A 21,117-nucleotide genomic window follows, 5' to 3' on the forward strand; every position below is an offset into this window, starting at 1 on the left:
TTTTTACAAAATAATAATCCGTTTTTCCCTATCTTTTTTGAAGACGTTGATGGTACTTTTGCTGCAAAGTTATTTATAATTAGTCTAATTAAAGATATGTCAACTCAAAAATTTTTATTTGCCAGTTTATTTTTTCTATCCGCGTTCTTATCATTTTCCCAGCAAAATCAAGGCTTTGCAGTGACTGGTCAAGTTGCTGAAAAATCTGGAGCAACGATTCCGTTTGCGACAGTATTTATTGAAAAAACGAATTTAAGTATGATTTCCGACGAAAACGGGAACTTCAGTTTCAAAAATGTTCCATCTGGAAAACACACTTTGAAAATTTCTGCAATAGGATTTTCAACTTTAAAAAAATCGATAGACGTTTCTGGCAATCCTGTAAATGTTTCCATTCATTTAGAAAGCGAATTAAATGAATTAGAAAGCGTTACAGTGATGGGCCGTACTGCAACCGATAAAGTAAATAAACAAGCCTATAGTGTTACTGCAATTGATGCTAAAAAACTTCATAATACAACATTAGATCTTTCGCATGCTTTAGACAGAGTTTCGGGAGTTCGTGTTCGGGAACAGGGTGGAGTAGGTTCTCAGTCAGAACTTTCTATTAATGGTTTCTCTGGAAATCAAATTAAGGTCTTTATTGACGGTATGCCGATGGAAAACTTTGGTTCTTCTTTTCAGCTAAACAATATTCCAATCAACCTTGCTGACCGTGTAGAAGTTTACAAAGGTGTAGTGCCAATCTGGCTTGGAGGCGATGCTTTGGGAGGTGCTGTAAATATTGTTACAAACACAAAACCAAGAACCTATTTTGATGCTTCTTATTCATTTGGATCTTTTAATACGCATAAAACTGCTATCAATGCTGGGTATACTGCAAAAAGTGGTTTTACAACTGAGATTAATGTTTTTCAAAACTATTCAGATAATAATTACTGGGTAAATGTTGAAGCGGCAGATTTAAAAACAGGTGAATATTTTCCAAATGCAAGACTAAGAAGGTTTCATGATACCTATCATAACGAAACTGCAATTGTAAATATTGGTATTACTGGAAAAAAATACGCCGATAAATTAATGATTGGTTTTACAGGAGGACAAAATAAAGCAGATATTCAGACTGGTGCTAGAATGAAAGCTGTTTTTGGCAGCCGTTATAGACAAGGTAATATCTTAATGCCTACTATTAAATATCAAGTAAAAGATTTGTTTACAAAAGGCTTAAATGTATACGTTAATGGTAATTACAATTTTGGTGAAGAACAAACTGTAGATACTGTATTTATCAAATACAATTGGTTTGGAGATTACATTAAATATAACGGAGAAGGAGGCGAAAAGCAAAGAACTTTAATGAAAATGCGTGATCATAATGGTATTGTAAATGCTAACGCAACTTATAGTCTAGGCGAACGCCACTCTTTTATGCTTAATAACACTTTTACGACTTTTGATCGTAAGCAGGAAGATGAATTAGTGCCTGAATCTATTGCTTATCAGCAGCCTAGAAAAACACAGAAAAATATTTTAGGTCTTGGTTATAAGTTCGATTATAACAAAAAATGGAGTACTTCTGTATTTTTAAAAAACTATGATTTATATACTAAATATTCAAGAAGTTATAATCCAAGTGGAAATGCTGGAGATATAGCGTATCAACAATTTGAAGATAAAACTTCTACGCTAGGATACGGACTTGCAAGTAGTTATTACTTAAAACAAAATTTGCAGTTAAAAGCTTCTTTTGAAAAAAGTTATCGTCTTCCAAACTCTCAAGAACTTTTTGGAAGTCCAAACGATAATATTGCGTCAAATATCGATTTAAAACCAGAATCTAGCTACAACTATAATTTAGGAGCTAGCTACCAGACGAACTTTAATAAAGTTAATGCATTAACATTTGACATCAACTTTATGTATCGTGATGCCAGAGATTTTATTCGTAACACATTGTTTACAAATCAGGTAGATAGTTATTCTGTAAATCTTGGAAAAATGACCAATTACGGTGTTGATGGAGAGATAAGATATTCGTACAGAAAAAGGTTTACAAGTGGTTTCAATATGACGTATCAAAATTTGCGTAATATGACTAAATACGAGCCAGAACAAACAATTGTATCTTGGTTTTATAAAGACAGAATTCCAAACATACCCTATATGTTTGGTAATGTTGATGCTACTGTATTTTTTAACGATGTATTCAGACAAGGCAATAATTTATCTGTTGGGTATAATCTACTTTATGTACATACCTATTATTTGTCATGGCCAAGTATGGGAACAAAGGACGGAAAATTAGAAATTCCAGTGCAGTATAATCATGATCTTAATTTAGTTTATACAATGGCAGATGGTAAGTATAATATCGCTTTAGAATGCAAAAACGTCCTAGATAATAAGCTATACGATAATTTTTCACTACAAAAACCAAGCAGAGCTTTCTATATAAAATTCAGATATTTTTTCACCAAATCAAATTAATAAAATTTTAAATCCATAATAATTATGAAAAGAGGTAGCAAATTAGCTTTATTCGCAGCTTTTATAGCTTTTACAACATTCTCATGTAGCAGTGACGAAAATTCAGGAAACGGAACTGGTGGCGGAGTTGATACTGGTAAAACGAAATATATCATTACAGCAACTACTGGAGCGGTTGGAATTGCAGATTATTTATTAACTGCAGACGATGTGACAACAGGTACAGTAAGTACAATTGGTAATGGTATTGAACAAGACGGAACTTACCGTTATTATATTACAGCTGAAAATAACTTTTTTAGTTTATTATACGGACAAGGAAATCCAGGTGCTGTTACTACTTACAACTTAACCGCTGAAGGTAAATTGCAGAAAAAATCTGATTTTCAGGCAGAAACTGTACACGTTTTCGCAGCTGTAAATAAAGATATCTTAACCGTAAAAGTTCCAAGAAGCGGTGCTGCATCTATTGCTCAAATGTATAAAATTGATGCTACAAAATCACTAATTACAGGTGAAGCTCAACAAGATACTAAAATATTGGCTGGAAACGGAGAAAGGGCTTTCTTTACTTGGGCAACTCAAGTAGGAGACAAAGTATTTATGCCTTATATGAGTATTAAAGGAGATGGACTTGATAACTTCGGGACAGCAAATCCAGACAGTACTTGGGTAGCAGTTTACAACTATCCAGAACTTAAATTAGAGAAAGTAATCAAAGATAACCGTACAAGTTATTTAGGTGCTTACTTTACAAACGGATTATTTCAAGATGAAAATGGAGATGCTTACGGATTCTCTGGAGCAATTGCAACAAGCAATACTGTGATGACTTCTACAAAACCATCTGCAGTTGTAAAAATCAAAAAAGGAACTACAGAGTTTGATAAATCTTATTTCTTTAATGTTCAAGAAAAATCAGGAGGATACAAAATTTCTTCTACAACTTACATTTCTAAAGGTAAATTCTTATTGTTAATGTATGGAAACGTTGGAAAAAATAATGGCGCAGTTAAAATGGCTATTGCTGATGTTTATAACCAAACTTTTACATGGGTAACAAATACGCCTGAAACATTAACTTCTGTTACAAGTCGTTACAATATCACTACAGAAGATGGAAATTCTGCTATTATTGGAGTTAATACTCCAGAGGGAAGCTGGATTTATACTGTTAACGGTACTACTGCTGTAGCAACAAGAGGTATGAAAGTTGAAGGAGGTCAAATTACTGCAATTCAGAAATTAAAATACTAATTTTTTTGCCGTAAGTCCTCATTTTATGAGGGCTTGCGGTTTTTTTATTTATCCTATTTATCTATCCAATTATGTTTTCTTCTTCAAAACCAAATAATAAGAAAAAAAGTAAAAAGTCGCTTTTTAAGCGTATCATGGCCTGGCTGCATTTGTGGCTTGGTTTGGCATCAGGTATTATTGTAGTTATTGTCAGTCTTACAGGTTGCATTTATGTTTTCGAAAATGAAATCAAAGATTTTATTGAAGATTGGCGTTTTGTAAAGCCTCAGAAAGAGGCATTTTTACTTCCGTCTCAATTGGTTTCGATTGCAGATAAAAAAATGAAAGATAAGAAAGCTACAAGTGTAACTTTTGGTGCAAAAGATGAAGCTGCGATCGTAGGTTATTTTGTGGAGAAAAAAGATAATGGCGAAAGAGGAGATAAAGAAGAAAATAAAAAAGGTGAAAGGAGAAAAGATTTTGCTAAAAACGAAAGCAAAAACGAAAAATCTGAGGTAAAAGCTCAGAAGAATGAAAAAGGTAAAGGCAAAGGAAAAGATGAAAAGCGTAAAGGAGGCAGAAGACAGGGAACTTTTATTAGCGTTTATATGAATCCATATACTGGAGATATATTAAATATAAAATCGGTTTCTAGAAGTGATTCTCCTGACTTTTTTAGATGGATTTTAAACGGACACCGCGCATTATGGCTTCCATATGATATTGGAAGGCCAATTGTTGGAGTCGCTGTTTTAATTTTTGTCGTATTATTAATATCGGGCATCGTTTTGTGGTGGCCGACAAAATGGATTAAATCTATTATTGATAAAAGTTTTAAAATTAAATGGGATGCTAGTTTTAAACGTGTCAATTATGATATGCATAACGTATTCGGTTTTTACAGCTGCATCTTCCTGTTTTTTATTGCCATAACTGGTTTAGTATGGAGCTTTGGATGGTGGAGTAAATCTTTATATTGGGTTACATCTGGAGGAAAACCGTTGACAGAAAGTCGCGAATCTCCAAAATCGGATACAACCAATGTAAAAACATTCAATATCACTACAGCTGATAAAGTTTTATTGAATTTAAGAAAAGAAAATCCTCAAGCTGCAGGAATTATGATTAGTATTCCAGGAAAGCCGGCAGATCCAATTGGTGCTTTTGTTTACAAGCAAAGACACACTTTTTATAATATGGATAGATATAGTTTTGATCAGCAGAGTTTGAAAGAAATTTCGATTAAAACACCTTTTTCAGGAAAGTATATTGAAGCGAATATTCCAGACAAAATCAGACGTATGAATTACGATATTCACGTAGGAAGTGTACTGGGGCTTACAGGGAAAATTATTGCATTTTTGGCTAGTTTAATTTCGGCCAGTTTGCCCATTACAGGATTTATTATTTGGTGGGGAAAACAGAAATTTGGTAAAAAGAAACCTGCTGCAAAACCAAAAGTGGCAAGTAAAGCAATTCCCGTTCCTAAACTGAAAAATACAGCAGAGCAAGAAATCACTGCTTAAACATATAAAATTGGTTTTTATAATTCCTTTTTTGTTTTTTTTTTTTTGATAAAAGGCAAAACTTTTACAAGTTTTGCCTTTCTTTTTTTTAATTATATCCGTTTGCTTTTAGCCATTCAGCACAATCTCTAGTCCAGAATTTGTTGGTGTCGCTTACACCTAAACCAAATCCGTGGCCTCCTTTTTCATAGATATGCATCTCTGCCGAAACTCCATTTTTCTTTAAAGCTAAATAGTAATTAATACTGTTTTCTGGTATAACAACAGTATCATCTGTAGCATGAATTAAGAAAGTAGGAGGCGTTTTAGAAGTCACTCTCTTTTCGTTTGAATAAGCATCTATTAACTCTTTTGAAGGATTGTTTCCGAGCAAATTGGTTTGAGAGCCTTTGTGGGTAATTGCATTTTCCATTGAAATTACAGGATAAATCAACAATGAAAAATCAGGACGAGCACTAACCTTATAATCAGATTCATAAACTTTATCGTCATAATGAGTCGATGCGGTCGAAGCCAAATGCCCTCCGGCTGAAAAGCCTAAAATTCCAACCTTGTTTGGATCAATATTCCATTTTGCTGCATTTTGCCTTACGTAGCGAATAGCCTCCTGTGCATCTTGCAATGGTCCAACGGTTTTATTTTTCATGGTTAAATCAGTTGGTATTCTGTATTTTAAAACAAATGCAGTGATTCCTAAACTATTAAACCATTCAGCGACTTTTGTTCCTTCTTTATCAAACGCTAAATGTGTGTAACCTCCGCCTGGGCAAATTACAACTGCAGTCTGATTTGGTTTTGTTTCTTTCGGAATAAAAATGCTTAAAGTAGGAACAGAAACCTGACTTGTACTTTGCATTTTTCCATCTTTTAGTTCTGGCTTTTCTTTATACTCTGGTGCTTTTATTTCGTCTGGAATTTTATTCCAAAGCGCAATCACTTGATTTTGTGCATTCATAGAAAATAGTCCTGAAAAAAGAAGAAAGCTAGTAGCGATTCTTTTTAACGATTGTGTTTTTATTGTTTTCAATTTTACTTTTAATTAATTGTTTTACAGTTGGTTATTTGGTTTTATGATAGAAATTCAGTATTTAGAATTTAAAAGATAAAAATAAGGAGAAATATAATTGCAAAACATGTGTTTCGGGACAATTTTACCCCATAAAAAGGATGAATTTCGCCTATTAGCTTTTAACAAATATATTGTTTAATGTGTAGTTTTGTATTCTTTTTTTTATGTATTATGTTTATTTTAGAAGCTAAAATATTTTTTTATACAATATTATTTGGATTATACAGATTAAAAACTATATTTGTGCAATCGATTACATTATTTCTTTTTAAAGGTGTTAATATATTGATTGTATTATTTTTAGAAAGCAGTAAATATAGTCTTTTAAGATTACCAAAAATTACAAAACTATAATACCCACTTACTATGAATCAAACCGAAACTGTTGCTGTAAATCAAGGCATCAAAACAACTGGAAAATACCGTTGGAGTATTTGTGCATTGCTATTTTTTGCAACTACAATTAATTACCTAGATCGACAAGTACTGTCGTTAACATGGAGCGATTTTATTGCGCCAGAATTTCACTGGACTAACAACGACTACGGAAATATTACCGCTTTGTTTTCTATTTTTTATGCAGTTTCATTATTGTTTGCGGGTCGATTTGTAGATTGGTTGGATACTAAAAAAGGATTTCTTTGGGCAATCGGAATCTGGTCAGTTGGAGCCTGTCTTCATGCATTCTGTGGTATTGCAACTTCAGGAATTATTACAGGAGAATGGTTTGTGGGCTTTCATGGTTCAAAAGAAATAATTAGTACAATAAGCGATACAGCATTGGTAATCAATGTAAGTGTTGCTTTATTTATTTTTGCTCGTTTCGTTTTAGCAGTTGGAGAAGCAGGAAACTTCCCTGCAGCGATTAAAACAACAGCAGAATATTTTCCTAAAAAAGACAGAGCTTTTGCAACGAGTATTTTTAATGCAGGAGCTACAGTTGGAGCTTTAGCAGCGCCAATTACAATTCCGTTTATCGCAAAATCATTCGGATGGGAAATGTCATTTATTATCATTGGAGCTTTGGGATTTGTTTGGATGGGATTCTGGATGTTTATGTACGACAAACCAGAAAAACATACAAGAGTTTCTCAAGAAGAATTAGCTTATATTCAGCAAGATGATATTGCAGACAGCAAATTAGTTGGTTTCGTGCCAGAAACAAGTACAAAAGTTTCTTTAGCAGATTGCTTTAAATACAAACAAACTTGGGCTTTTGCATTTGGTAAATTTATGACAGATGGTGTTTGGTGGTTCTTTTTATTCTGGACTCCAGCGTATTTAAGTTCTGTGTATGGAATGGATTCTACAGAAGCGGCATTGCCTTTATTTGTGCTTTACATGATCACATTATTATCCATTATTGGAGGTTGGTTGCCTACGTATTTCGTAGAGAAAAAAGGAATGAATCCGTACGAAGGAAGAATGAGAGCAATGTTAATATTTGCATTTTTCCCATTATTGGCTTTGATCGCACAGCCATTAGGATATATCAGTTATTGGGTTCCGGTAATTATTATTGGAATTGCGGGTGCTGCACACCAATCTTGGTCGGCAAATATTTTTACAACAGTAGGAGATATGTTCCCTAAAAAAGCTATTGCAACCATTACGGGAATTGGAGGTTTAGCAGGTGGAGTTGGTTCAACGTTGATTAATAAAGGATCTGGAGTATTGTTTGATTATGCGAAAGATACCAATATGGCTTTTATGGGATTCAAAGGAATTGAGGCTGGATATTTTATCATATTTTCTATTTGTGCAGTTTGTTATTTAACAGGCTGGATTGTAATGAAAACATTGGTTCCAAAATACAGACCGATTACAGATCTCTAAAGAGATTTCTCAAAACTAACTAACCAACCTAAACCACAACCACATCATGAACCAAGCTAATGCAGCAATAGGAAAATACCGTTGGACTATTTGCAGTTTAGTTTTTTTTGCTACAACTGTCAATTATCTGGATAGAAATGTAATAAGTTACCTTAGGCCTTTTTTGGCAGAAGCGTTTCACTGGACTCCCGAACAGGAGGTTATAGATTACTCGAATATCGAATTGGCATTTAAAATTGCATACGCGCTCGGAATGCTGGTTGCGGGAGGAATTATCGATAAGTTAGGAACTAAGTTAGGTTATGCCATTGCAACAGGATTATGGAGTTTAGCGGCAATTGGCCACGCACTGGCAACAGGAACAGGCGGTTTTTTAATTGCCCGCGTGTTTTTGGGAGTTACAGAAGCAGGAAACTTTCCAGCAGCAATTAAGGCTACAGCAGAATGGTTTCCGCAGAAAGAAAGAGCTCTTGCAACAGGGATTTTTAATTCTGGAAGTAATATTGGTGCTATAATCGTACCTTTAACTGTTCCTCATATTGCTGAAAAGTATGGATGGCAATGGGCATTTATCATTACAGGAATTGTAGGGTTTATTTGGCTTGCTTTATGGTTTTTGTTGTATGAAGTGCCTCAAAAGCAAAAACGTTTATCTCAAGCAGAATTGGAATACATTACTTCAGATCAAGTTGAGGAAGTAATAGAAGAGTCAAAAGAAAAGGTTTCTTGGATAAAATTATTGTCCTTTCGCCAGACTTGGGCTTTTGCAATTGGTAAATTATTGACAGATCCAGTTTGGTGGTTTTATTTGTTTTGGTTACCAGACTTTTTGATGAAGCAATATAAGCTTAATGCAACAGAAATTATCTGGCCTTGCGCATTAGTTTATATGATTGGAAGTATTGGAAGCATTGGTGGAGGCTGGCTTCCTTTGAAATTAATAAATAACAATTGGCCTGCTTACAAAGCTCGTAAAACTAGTATGCTGCTTTATGCATTTGCTGTATTGCCGGTTTTGTTCGCTCAGCAATTGGGAACTATAAATATCTGGTTTGCAATTTTAGTAATCGGATTGGCAGTTTCGGCGCATCAGGCGTGGAGTGCCAATATCTTTACAACAGTATCTGATATGTTTCCTAAAAAAGCAACAGCATCTGTTACCGGATTAGGAGGAATGTTTGGAGCGCTCGGCGGAATTTTGCTGACATTGCTAGTTCAGAAAAACATGTTTGTTTACTATACTAAACTTGGAAAAGTAGAAACAGGTTATTTTATTATGTTCTGTATTTGTGGAGCATCGTATTTATTGGCTTGGCTGATAATGCATATTCTAGTTCCGCGAATGAAAAAAGTCGAATTATAAAGAAAAATGAACAGAATTGAAATATTTTTCTCGTTTCAATTATGCTATTTAAATATAAAAATATAATTTTGTGCAATCGATTACATTAATTTAAAATTATGACAAAATATAGTTCAAGATACGCGTCAAGCCCCGAAGCTGTAAAAAAATATGACACACAGCAATTGAGAGAAGAATTCTTAATTGATGACTTAATGCAGGAAGATGAAGTTGTATTGGTTTATTCGCATTACGACAGATACATTGCAGGTTCTGCAGTTCCTGTAAAAGGTGATTTAGCTTTAGAAACAATCGATCCTTTAAAAGCGCCTTATTTTTTAGAGCGTAGAGAATTAGGAATCATCAATGTTGGAGGAAGCGGTTCTGTTGTAGTAGAAGGAACAACTTATGAGTTAGGTTTTAAAGATGCTTTGTATATCGGAGCTGGAAATAAAGAGGTGGTTTTTAAAAGTGATGACAAAAGCAATCCTGCTAAATTCTATTTAAACTCTGCGCCAGCACACACGACTTACCCAACTAAAAAAGTAAGTTTAGCTGAAGCTAATAAATTACAATTAGGAACTATGGAAACAGCAAATCACCGTACCGTAAACCAAATGATTATTGGAAGCGTAGTAACAACTTGCCAATTGCAAATGGGAATGACAGAATTGAAACCAGGAAGTGTTTGGAATACCATGCCAGCTCACGTTCACGATCGTAGAATGGAAGTCTATTTTTATTTAGATATTCCACAAGATCAGGCAGTTTGCCACTTCATGGGACAACCACAGGAAACAAGACATATCTGGATGAACAATCATCAGGCAGTAATTTCTCCGCCTTGGTCTATTCACTCAGGTTCTGGAACTAGCAATTATACTTTTATCTGGGGAATGGCTGGTGAAAACTTAGATTACGGAGATATGGATGTTTGTAAAATCACTGATTTAAGATAAGATGACAAATTTGTTTGATATAAAAGGAAAAGTTGCCTTAATAACAGGAAGTACACACGGACTGGGAATGGCAATGGCAAAAGGATTAGGTCAGGCTGGAGCTACAATTGTTGTGAACGGAAATTCTTCTCAACAAAAAATTGATAATGCTGTAGCTGAATTAAAAAGTGAAGGTATTAATGCAGTAGGCTACAAATTTAATGTAACTGAAGAGCAGGAAGTAAAAGAAGCGGTTGCTAAAATTCAGAGCGAAGTTGGACCAATCGATATCTTGATCAATAATGCTGGAATTATCAAAAGAATTCCGTTGCTAGATATGGAAGTGTCAGATTTTAGAGAAGTAGTTGACATTGATCTTGTAAGTCCGTTTATCGTTTCTAAGCATGTTGCAAAAGGAATGATTGAAAGAAGACAAGGAAAAATCATCAACATTTGCTCTATGATGAGTGAATTGGGAAGAAATACAGTTTCTGCTTATGCTGCTGCAAAAGGTGGTTTGAAAATGCTAACTAAAAATATGGCAACAGAATGGGCAAAATACAATGTTCAGATTAACGGAATCGGCCCTGGATATTTTGCGACAGAACAAACCAAACCAATTAGAGTTGATGGGCATCCATTTAACGATTTTATCATCAGCAGAACGCCAGCTGCAAAATGGGGAGATCCAAGCGATTTGGCTGGAGCAGCAATATTTTTATCATCTAAAGCGAGTGATTTTGTAAATGGTCACATTTTGTATGTTGATGGTGGAATCCTTGCGACAATCGGAAAACCTTCAAACGAAGAATAATTTTCAAATTATATTTTAAAAGACATGAGCCAGAAATTCATACACGATAATTTTTTATTAGAAAATAAATATGCTGAAGAGTTATACCACAATTACTCTAAAAATCAGCCCATTATTGATTACCACAATCACTTAAATCCGCAGTTTATTGCAGAAGATAAAATCTTTGACAATATCACGCAAGTTTGGATTAATGGTGATCACTACAAATGGCGTGCAATGCGTACTTTAGGAATCAACGAACAGTTTGTAACAGGAAATGGTTCAGATAAAGATAAGTTCTTAAACTGGGGAAAAACTGTTCCGTACACAATGCGTAATCCGTTGTATCACTGGACGCATTTAGAATTGGCTCGTTATTTTGATATTTATGATTTATTGAATGAGAAATCTGCAGAGAAAATTTATATCGAAACTTCTGAGAAAATAAATTCTCAAGCGTACAGCACACAAAACCTTCTTAAAAAAGTAAACGCTGAATTAGTTTGTACTACAGAAGATCCAATCGATTCTTTAGAATTTCACCAAAAATTCGCAAATAATTCGACTGGAATTAAAATGAGTACAGCTTTCAGACCTGATAAAGCCATCTTAATTGCTAATGATGGTTATAATGCATATCTGGACACATTAGGGGATGTGTCCGGTATTGCAATTAACACATATGCTGATTTACAGTCTGCTTTAAGAAAAAGAATCGAATTCTTTAACGCAAACGGATGTAAATTAAGTGATCATGGATTGAATCAAATTGATTTTGAGAACTATACAGAAAGTGAAGTAAATGCTATTTTCAAAAAGAAAAGAGAAAATGGCGAATTATCTCCAGAAGAAGTTTTAAAATTCCATAGTGCTATTTTAGTTTTCTTATCAGAAACTTATCATGAGTTTGGATGGGTGCAGCAGTTTCACTTAGGTGCATTGCGTAACAATAATGCTCGTATGCACAGAATCTTAGGTCCAGATACAGGATGGGATTCTATTGGAGATTATCCGCAAGCGCAAAAATTATCAGCTTTCTTAAACGCTTTAGACAGTAAAGATAAATTGACTAAAACGATTATCTATAACCTAAATCCTGCTGATAACGAAGTTATGGCAACGATGATTGGAAACTTCAACGACGGAAGTGTTCGCGGAAAAGTACAATTTGGCTCTGGATGGTGGTTCTTAGATCAAAAAGACGGAATGACAAAACAATTGAACGCACTTTCAAACATGGGCTTAATTAGCTGTTTTGTTGGAATGTTGACAGATTCTAGAAGTTTCTTATCGTTCCCACGACACGAATATTTCAGACGTATTTTATGTAATCTTTTGGGAGACGAAATCAAACGTGGTGAACTTCCAAATGATATGGAATGGATTGGAAAATTAGTTTCTGATATTTCATACAACAACGCTAAAGAATATTTTAAGTTTTAAATAAAAAATTAACCGCAATCCCGATAGCTATCGGGAGTAAAGATTACGCAAGGCTCGTTAAATGAAATCCTTTTTAATCATTGTAATCTGTGGCAAAAAAAATATATAAATAATGAGTAGAGTAGTTGCATTTGGAGAAATCATGCTGCGTTTATCGACAGAAAGACATTTGCGTTTTTCGCAATCTACAGCATTTGGTGCTACGTATGGTGGCGGTGAATTTAATGTATGCGTTTCGTTGGCTAATTATGGCGTAAATGCTGAATTTGTTACCAGATTGCCTGAAAATGAAATTGGTTTTTCTGCATTAAAAGAAATCAGAAAGATGAATGTAGAGTCTAAAAACATTGTTTATGGAGGAGAACGTTTAGGAATCTATTTCTTAGAAACTGGAGCAGGAACTCGCGGAAGCAATGTGGTTTACGATCGTGCTCACAGTGCCATGTCGACCATAGCAAAAGGACAGGTTGACTGGGATAAAGTTTTGGAAGGTACAGAATGGTTTCATTGGAGCGGAATTACACCAGCAATTTCTGAAAGTGCAGCTGAAGCTTGTTTAGAGGCAATTAAAGTCGCTCATAAAAAAGGAATTAAAATTTCATGCGATTTAAACTATAGGTCAAAACTTTGGCAATACGGAAAAACTCCAAGTGAGGTTATGCCAGAAATGTTAAAATACAGCAATGTGATTTTGGGAGATATAGATACAGCGTATTTCATGTTAGGAATCCCGAAAGTAAATCCGAATTATCAGGACGAAAAATCACTTCCAGCAGTATATGATAAATTGTTTGAATTGATTCCGAGTCTGAAAATCGCAGCAACGACACTACGTTATTCTGTTAGTGCTTCTCACCAGAGAATTGGCGGAATTTTATATGACGGAAAAGCGATTTACAGTGCAGCCGTAAAAGAAGTTACTCCAGTTGTTGACCGTGTAGGAAGTGGTGATGCCTTTATGGGTGGATTAATTTATGGTTTATTAGAATATCAAAATAATAATCAAAGAGCATTAGATTTTGCAGTTGCAGCTTGTTGTTTAAAACATACAATTGCAGGAGATTATAACTTGGTTACTTTAAAAGAAGTTGAAAATATGATTGATGGTGATGGTTCTGCATTAGTATCAAGATAATTTTAAATAAAAATGGCAAAATATTCAAGAATAGAAGTAGCTCAGACAATGAAGGAGAACGGTATGGTTCCGTTGTTTTTTCATTCTGACATTGAGCTAAGTAAAAAAGTTTTAAAAGCATGTTATGACGGAGGTTCCAGATTAATGGAATTTACTAGTCGAGGCGATTTTGCTCACGAGGTTTTCGGAGCTTTAAACAAATATGCTTTGGCAGAACTTCCAGGAATGATTCTAGGAGTTGGTTCTATTATAGACGCAGCTTCTGCTTCATTATACATGAGTTTAGGAGCAAATTTTATTGTAACACCAGTTTTTAGAGAAGATATAGCTATAGCTTGTAATCGCAGAAAAGTATTATGGTCACCTGGTTGTGGTACTTTGACGGAAATTGCTAGAGCCGAAGAATTAGGCTGTGAAATCGTAAAATTATTTCCAGCTGATACTTACGGGCCAGAGTTTATTAAAGCGATAAAAGGTCCATGTCCGTGGACGAATATTATGCCTACAGGTGGTGTTTATCCAACAAAAGAAAGTTTGAGTTCTTGGTTAAATGCGGGAGCAACCTGCGTTGGTTTGGGCTCACAGTTAATTTCAAAAGACATACTAGACAATAAAGACTTCGACGGACTTACTGCAAAAGTGAAACAGGTTCTTGACATTATAAAAGATATTAGAAAATAGATTAAGGGGTAATCATGCCTAACTCCTTATTTTATAAGTTTTTTTAGATTTTTAGAGATTGTAATTGAACATTACGCTTGAAAAATTTAGCTAGCCATTCCTCACAGCCGGCTTTATTTTACTCAATCGGGTGTAATGTTTCATTTACAATTTAAAAGGCAGAAATAACGAAATAAGGTTTGTAAATGGTTATTTATAAAACAATAAAGTAGAAAATCAAAATGGAAAAAATAAACAGATCAAACGCAGGACTTACAGAAAAACTTCCAGTTAAAATCGTACAATTTGGAGAAGGAAACTTCTTGAGGGCTTTTGTTGAATATGCAATCCAAAAATTAAATCAAAATACAGATTTTAATGCTGGTATTGCAGTAGTTCAGCCAATTGACAAAGGTTTAGTAAACATGATCAATGCGCAAGACGGATTGTATACTTTGTTTATGAAAGGGGTTAAAAAAGGTGAGGAAATTCAAGAAAAAGAGTTGATCACTAATATTGTAAGAGCGATTGATCCTTATGCTTCTTTTCAAGATTATTTAGCTTTAGCTAAAGAAGAAGAATTGGCTTTTATTATTTCTAATACAACTGAAGCTGGTATCGAGTACATCGCTTCAGATTTGCCAACAATGCAGCCGCCGGTTTCTTTTCCTGCTAAATTGACTGTTCTTTTGCATGAAAGATTCAAACACTTTAAAGGTGCTGCAGATAAAGGTTTAACGATTATTCCTTGCGAATTAATCAATTATAATTCAGATACTTTAAAAGAAATTATTTTGAAGTATTGTGTAGATTGGAAATTGGAGCAAGAATTTATTTCTTGGTTATTAAATGACTGTTCTTTCCACAATACTTTGGTAGATAGAATTGTTCCAGGTTATCCGAAAGATCAAATTGAAGAATACAATGCACAGCTTTCATATAAAGATGATTTGATTGTAAGTGCAGAAACTTTCTTCTTATGGGTTATTGAAGGAGATGATGAATTAAAAGCAAAACTTCCATTTCATAAAACAGATTTAGATGTAAAAATCATTTCTGACATGCAGCCGTACAGAACTCGTAAAGTTAGAATCCTTAACGGAGCACATACAGCAATGGTGCCATTTTCTTTGCTTTACGGAAACGAAACTGTAAAAGAAACGGTTGATAATGCTTTTACTGGTGATTTTATCAATAAAGCATTATTTGAAGAAATCAATGAAACTTTAAATATGGATAAAGCAGAATTGGCTAGTTTCTCTGAAGAGATTTTAGACCGTTTTAGAAATCCATTCGTGAAGCACTTATTGTCTTCGATCGCTTTAAATTCAATTTCTAAATTTAAAGTTCGCGTATTACCAAGCTTAACAGGTTATGTTGATGTTCACGGAAAACTTCCTGTTCATTTAACTTTCGCTTTTGCTGCATTAATTCGTTTTTATAAAGGAACTTGGAACGGACAAGATTTACCAGTTAATGACAGTGAAGATATTACAACATTCTTCAACGGGCTTTGGAAATCTGATGATTACGAAAAAATCGCTCGTTTAACATTACAAAACAAAGGTTTTTGGGATGAAGATTTGACTGAAATTCCAGGTTTAACTAAAGCGATCACGATTGCTTTAGAAGAAATAGATTCAAACGGAGTTGAAGCTGGTTTTGCTAAGTTTCAAGAAAGAATAAAATAAATCCATTTTGGGGATTGGACTAAGAAATAGTTTGATTCAATAAATAAAAATCTAATTAAATCTGCTAAAATCTAATTAAATCTGCTAAAATCTTTTGAAATCTGCGTGAAATTTTTTTGCGTATTGATTTTCACGCAGATTTATACAGATGAAAGCAGATTTGCACAGATTTAAATCTAAGCTCATGAGTAAAATTTAATTTTACTCAACGGCTTGAAAATAAGAGAAAAACAAAAAGAACAAAGGTTAATTATGGCAACGCAGAAAAAATTAATAAAAGTTCATCCTACAGATAACGTAGCGGTGGCTTTGGTAAATCTGACCGCAGGCGAAGTAATTGATTTTGAAGGACAATCAATTACCGTTGAGTCTGATGTGAAAATGAAACATAAGATTGCAATGGTTCCTTTTAATGTAGGAGACAGAATCATTATGTATGGTGTTTTGGTAGGTAAGGCGAGTGCAAGAATCGAAAAAGGAGGATTGCTTTCTACTGCAAACGTAAAACACGAAAGTGATAAAGTTACGGGTAAAACTGAAACTATCGGCTGGACGGCTCCAAATGTTGACAAATGGAAGGACAGAACGTGGCAGGGCTATCATAGAGAAGATGGACAAGTTGGAACAGAAAATGTTTGGTTGTTTTTTCCACTAGTATTTTGTGAAAATAGAAACATCGAAATCTTAAAAGATATTTTTGAGAAAGAGTTGATGAAACCTAAAGAAAACGATTATCAATTATTGTTGCGTTCTTTAGTGAAATCAGAAACGGGTGGCGCAGGAAATCAGGAAGCTTCAAACGACGCTAACTTATTCAATAATATTGAAGTAAAATTCATCACACACCAAGGTGGTTGTGGTGGAATTCGTCAGGATTCTCACAGTTTAGCGAAGCTTTTGGCGGGTTATGTAAATAATCCGAATGTTGCTGGAGCAACTGTATTGAGTTTAGGATGCCAAAATCTTCAAATTTCAATTTTCAAAGAAGCTTTAGATGCAATTAATCCAGAGAGTAAAAAGCCTGTTTTAATTTACGATCAGCAATCTATAGGAACAATTGAAGCGATGTTGAGCAGTGTTGTAAAAGATACTTTCGAAGCTATTAAAAAAGCAAATGAAATTAAGAGAGAGCCAGCTCCATTATCTAAATTAAGAATTGGTTTGGAGTGTGGTGGATCTGATGGATTCTCTGGAATTTCTGCAAACCCAACTTTAGGAGTATTGTCTGATAAGTTGGCGGCATTAGGTGGAACAACAATTCTTTCTGAATTTCCAGAATTGTGTGGTGTAGAGCAGGAATTAGTAAACCGTTGCGTTGATGACGAGGACGGAAAACGTTTCTTGGATTTGATGAAATGGTACGAGAAAACAGTTGTTGATGCAGGTTCAGGATTTGATATGAATCCTTCTCCAGGAAACATCAAAGACGGTTTGATCACTGATGCTATGAAATCTGCTGGAGCAGCTAAAAAAGGAGGAACATCTCCAATTGCGGGTGTTTACGATTATGGGGAGTATATTAACGAGCCAGGATTAACATTGCTATGCACGCCAGGAAATGATGTTGAGTGTACAACCGCAATGGTAGGCTCAGGAGCTAATATGGTATTGTTTACAACAGGTTTAGGAACTCCTACAGGAAATCCAATTGCGCCGGTTGTAAAAATATCTTCTAACTCAGAGTTAGCGGCAAAGATGTCAGATATTATAGACATTGACACTGGTGGAATCATCAAAGGTGAAAAATCTATTGAAGAAATGTCTGATGAAATGCTTGAATTTATTATAGATATTGCTAGCGGAACTGTTAAAACTAAAGCTGCAATTTTAAATCAGAACGATTTTATTCCTTGGAAAAGAGGAGTTTCACTTTAGTTTTTTAGATACAAAGGGACAGAGATACAAAGTGGCAAAAGTTTATATGTAGAGACGCACAGTAGTGCGTCTCTTTTTTTTGAGAAAGCTTCGGAGAAGCAAAATATTTATAGCAAAAGATTAACCGGTTACAACATAAAGCTCCAGAGGGGCGACATATATTTAGGTTGTGAAAAAATATGTGTCGCCCCTCTGGAGCTTTATTCTCGATGACTAATTTTGATCTATAAATATTTTGCTTCTCCGAAGCTTGCATAAAAAAAGCCCATTCTAAAATGGGCTTATATAACTTATATGGTAAAAAAAAAAAATTAAAAATTAGTTCTTGTAGAAGATTTGCGAATATGTAATTCTGGTGCAAGAACTACCTTTTTTTCGATTTTAATTGTATCTGTTTTATCAACCTGTTCTAAGAAAACACGAGCAGACATTTTTCCCATTTCTAGTGGAGACTGATCTACAGACGTAATTGATAATTCCATGAATTTGGTAAACGGCTCGTTACTGAATCCTGCCACGCAAAACTCATTTGGAATGCTGATATTTCTATTTTGAAGTTCCTGAATTGCTCCTAATGCGGCGAAGTCACTTGAAGAGAATATGGCATCAGGCGGAGTTTGTAAAGCTAATAATGCACTTGCTGCTTCTTTACCAGCTTCGACGCTACTTTTTACATGAATAACATATTCTTCATTAAATTGAAGCCCATTATCCAATAAAGCTTGTTTGTAGCCTAAAAACCTGTTTTTGAAGATATCTAAAGACTGATCTCCAGAAAAATGAGCAATATGTCGGCAACCTTCATCAATTAAATGTTTGGTAGCTAAATAACCTCCTTTAAAGTCATTAATGGTAACAGAACTTACGCCATCAATATGCTTGCTTCTATCAAAAAATATTAAAGGCACATTTTTTTCCAATACATTTCTGAAAGCACTGTCATTTTCATCTGAAATACCAGTAACCGACATCATAATTCCGTCAACTTGTGCGTCTACTAATGTATGAAGGTTTTCGTTTTCTCTTTTTATGCTTTCGTGAGTTTGACAGATGATTACCTGATAACCGTGAGGATAAAGTTCTTCTTCGATTCCTCGAATAACAGAAGCGAAAAAATTGCTGTCAATACGCGGTACAATAACTCCGATATTATTACTGCGACCGCTTTTTAAAGCTAGCGCCAATTTATTTTGCTTATAGTTCATTGCAGCGGCAGTTTTGATTACCAACTCGCGCGTCGCTTCCTTTATTTTAGGATTATTGTTTAACGCTCTGGAAACAGTTGCAGCTGTGATGTTTAATTTTTCAGCAATATCGTAAATAGTTACTTTTTCACTCATTCAAAAAAAGTTTATCGGGATTATTTTAGACAAAAGTACATTTTTTTTTATTATGTAATAAAAATTGTTATCGATTACCATATCAAAAAACTAAAACGTTTTAGGTTCTACAATGATAATAAATTGTCAATATTTTTGCATTAAATGTAATTAAAATTTCTAATAAAAATTAAATATATAATTTTTTTCTAAATTAATTTGGTCTCGTAGAACTATTTTTCTATTTTCGTGTAATCGATTACATAAATCGTTATGTTTTTGACATTCAAACAAGAAAAATCTGTACAGATGATTGCAAATAAGATGGTCACATTTAAAAAGATTCTTTTTTTAGCCGCTTTTGGGCTCTTTACTGTATCATGTGCAAAACATTCCACTTCTAGTTCTTCAGATAATCCATGGAAAAAAATGGATTTGGTTGTAAAAAGTATTCCTCAGACACATTTTGAAAATAAAGTATACAGTATTAATGATTTTGGCGCTGTTGCAGATGGTAAAACCTTAAACACTTTGGCTTTTCAAAAAGCAATTCAAGAATGTGCAGCAAACGGCGGAGGTCAAGTGTTGGTTCCGAACGGAAAATATTTGACTGGCGCAATTCATTTAGAAAGCAATGTGAATTTGCATTTAGATGATCATGCTGAGATCCTGTTTAGTTTAAATCCAAAAGATTATCCGATTGTTCATACTTCTTTTGAAGGAACAGAATTAATGAACTTTTCGCCACTTATCTATGCAAAAAACAAAACAAATATTGCAGTTACAGGAAAAGGAACTTTAAACGGTCAGGCAGATAGCACTAATTGGTGGATTTGGTCTGGAGGAAAAGATTATGGTTGGGAAAAGGGAATTCCATCTCAAAACGATCCAACCAATCGTGAGGTTTTGGTTGATATGGCAGAAAAAGGAGTTCCGGTTTCTGAAAGAGTTTTTGGTGAAGGACGTTACTTAAGACCAAACTTTATTGAATTTTTTGAATGTAACACAGCTTTAATAAAAGATGTAAAAATCATTAATTCTCCTTTTTGGATTTTACATCCAATAAAAACAAACAACATGATTATTGATGGAGTAACGGTTAATAGTCATGGGCCAAATAATGACGGTTGCGATCCAGAATATTCACAAAATATTTTAATTAAAAACTGCACTTTCAATACAGGTGACGATTGTATTGCAATTAAAGCTGGTCGCGATGGTGACGGAAGGAGAGTCGCAATACCAAGCAAAAATATCATTGTGCAGAACTGCAAAATGATTGACGGACACGGAGGTGTTGTAATTGGAAGCGAAATTTCGGCAGGAGTAAATAATGTTTTTGTCGAAAATTGTGTAATGGACAGTCCGCATTTGGATCGTGCCATTCGTATAAAAACCAATTCTAAAAGAGGCGGAGTTATTGAAGATATCTATGTGCGAAATCTGGAAGTGGGGACTGTTAAAGAATGTGTTTTAAAACTAAACATGTTTTACAATGTCTACGGATCTCAGACAGGCAATTTTATTCCAGTTATCAGAAATGTAAGCTTAGAGAATGTAACTGTAAAAGACGGCGGAAAATACAGCGTTTGGGCGGAAGGTTATAAGGAATCTCCAGTGGAAAATATTACGCTTAAAAATGTAAAAATCCAAAAGGTAGATTCTGTCTATTTATTAAAAAACGTAAAAAACATAAATTTTATAAATACCTATATCAATGAGAAAAAAGTAGCATCTATTAAAAACTAAACACTATCAATTAAC

At 34.3% G+C, this 21,117-nt stretch carries 15 protein-coding genes; 13 read left to right on the top strand and 2 right to left on the bottom strand.

Annotated features, from left to right (window positions below):
* Positions 1 to 180 precede the first annotated feature (180 nt).
* The 3 genes from JC605_RS20580 (at position 181) to JC605_RS20590 (ending at position 5,249) form a co-directional block, all read left to right on the top strand.
* Positions 181 to 2,487 (top strand): TonB-dependent receptor, encoded by a 2,307-nt coding sequence (locus JC605_RS20580; RefSeq protein WP_370569078.1) that lies wholly within the window; start codon positions 181 to 183, stop codon positions 2,485 to 2,487.
* A 24-nt stretch (positions 2,488 to 2,511) separates the two neighbouring features.
* Complete coding sequence (locus tag JC605_RS20585; protein ID WP_198857975.1) at positions 2,512 to 3,744, top strand: DUF4374 domain-containing protein; 1,233 nt, start codon at positions 2,512 to 2,514, stop codon at positions 3,742 to 3,744.
* 134 nt (positions 3,745 to 3,878) lie between these two features.
* Positions 3,879 to 5,249 (top strand): PepSY domain-containing protein, encoded by a 1,371-nt coding sequence (locus tag JC605_RS20590; protein ID WP_198857976.1) that lies wholly within the window; start codon positions 3,879 to 3,881, stop codon positions 5,247 to 5,249.
* Between the two features lie 88 nt (positions 5,250 to 5,337).
* On the opposite strand, the gene JC605_RS20595 is transcribed toward JC605_RS20590, so the two are convergent.
* A complete protein-coding gene (locus JC605_RS20595; RefSeq protein ID WP_198857977.1) occupies positions 5,338 to 6,276 on the bottom strand; it encodes an alpha/beta hydrolase in 939 nt (312 codons plus the stop codon).
* A 408-nt stretch (positions 6,277 to 6,684) separates the two neighbouring features.
* Between JC605_RS20595 and JC605_RS20600 the strand changes: the two genes are divergently transcribed.
* The 9 genes from JC605_RS20600 (at position 6,685) to JC605_RS20640 (ending at position 18,034) form a co-directional block, all read left to right on the top strand.
* Positions 6,685 to 8,154, top strand: a complete 1,470-nt coding sequence (locus tag JC605_RS20600; protein WP_198857978.1) for an MFS transporter — start codon at positions 6,685 to 6,687, stop codon at positions 8,152 to 8,154.
* A gap of 46 nt (positions 8,155 to 8,200) precedes the next feature.
* Positions 8,201 to 9,517: an MFS transporter gene (locus JC605_RS20605; protein WP_198857979.1), complete on the top strand. Its 1,317-nt coding sequence runs from the start codon at positions 8,201 to 8,203 to the stop codon at positions 9,515 to 9,517.
* Between the two features lie 98 nt (positions 9,518 to 9,615).
* Positions 9,616 to 10,455, top strand: coding sequence for a 5-dehydro-4-deoxy-D-glucuronate isomerase (gene kduI, locus JC605_RS20610; RefSeq protein ID WP_198857980.1), 840 nt, complete (start codon positions 9,616 to 9,618; stop codon positions 10,453 to 10,455).
* Position 10,456: 1 nt separating this feature from the next.
* The gene (locus tag JC605_RS20615; RefSeq protein ID WP_198857981.1) at positions 10,457 to 11,248 is read left to right on the top strand and encodes a gluconate 5-dehydrogenase; all 792 of its coding nucleotides are present in this window, start codon (positions 10,457 to 10,459) and stop codon (positions 11,246 to 11,248) included.
* A 24-nt stretch (positions 11,249 to 11,272) separates the two neighbouring features.
* Positions 11,273 to 12,673 (top strand): glucuronate isomerase, encoded by a 1,401-nt coding sequence (uxaC, locus tag JC605_RS20620; protein WP_198857982.1) that lies wholly within the window; start codon positions 11,273 to 11,275, stop codon positions 12,671 to 12,673.
* 112 nt (positions 12,674 to 12,785) lie between these two features.
* Positions 12,786 to 13,808: a sugar kinase gene (locus JC605_RS20625; RefSeq protein ID WP_198857983.1), complete on the top strand. Its 1,023-nt coding sequence runs from the start codon at positions 12,786 to 12,788 to the stop codon at positions 13,806 to 13,808.
* A 12-nt stretch (positions 13,809 to 13,820) separates the two neighbouring features.
* Entirely contained in the window at positions 13,821 to 14,489 is a 669-nt protein-coding gene (locus JC605_RS20630; protein WP_198857984.1) for a bifunctional 4-hydroxy-2-oxoglutarate aldolase/2-dehydro-3-deoxy-phosphogluconate aldolase, read from the top strand.
* Positions 14,490 to 14,710: 221 nt separating this feature from the next.
* Positions 14,711 to 16,159, top strand: coding sequence for a tagaturonate reductase (locus tag JC605_RS20635; protein WP_198857985.1), 1,449 nt, complete (start codon positions 14,711 to 14,713; stop codon positions 16,157 to 16,159).
* Between the two features lie 252 nt (positions 16,160 to 16,411).
* Positions 16,412 to 18,034 (top strand): UxaA family hydrolase, encoded by a 1,623-nt coding sequence (locus tag JC605_RS20640; RefSeq protein ID WP_198857986.1) that lies wholly within the window; start codon positions 16,412 to 16,414, stop codon positions 18,032 to 18,034.
* A gap of 311 nt (positions 18,035 to 18,345) precedes the next feature.
* Here the strand turns inward: JC605_RS20640 and JC605_RS20645 are convergent, their stop codons facing one another.
* Positions 18,346 to 19,374: a LacI family DNA-binding transcriptional regulator gene (locus tag JC605_RS20645; RefSeq protein ID WP_198857987.1), complete on the bottom strand. Its 1,029-nt coding sequence runs from the start codon at positions 19,372 to 19,374 to the stop codon at positions 18,346 to 18,348.
* 288 nt (positions 19,375 to 19,662) lie between these two features.
* On the opposite strand from JC605_RS20645, the gene JC605_RS20650 reads away from it, so the two are divergent.
* Entirely contained in the window at positions 19,663 to 21,102 is a 1,440-nt protein-coding gene (locus tag JC605_RS20650) for a glycoside hydrolase family 28 protein (protein ID WP_198857988.1), read from the top strand.
* Positions 21,103 to 21,117 lie beyond the last annotated feature (15 nt).

The sequence above is a fragment of the Flavobacterium sp. IB48 genome, assembly GCF_016405855.1.
Taxonomy (GTDB): domain Bacteria; phylum Bacteroidota; class Bacteroidia; order Flavobacteriales; family Flavobacteriaceae; genus Flavobacterium; species Flavobacterium ginsengisoli.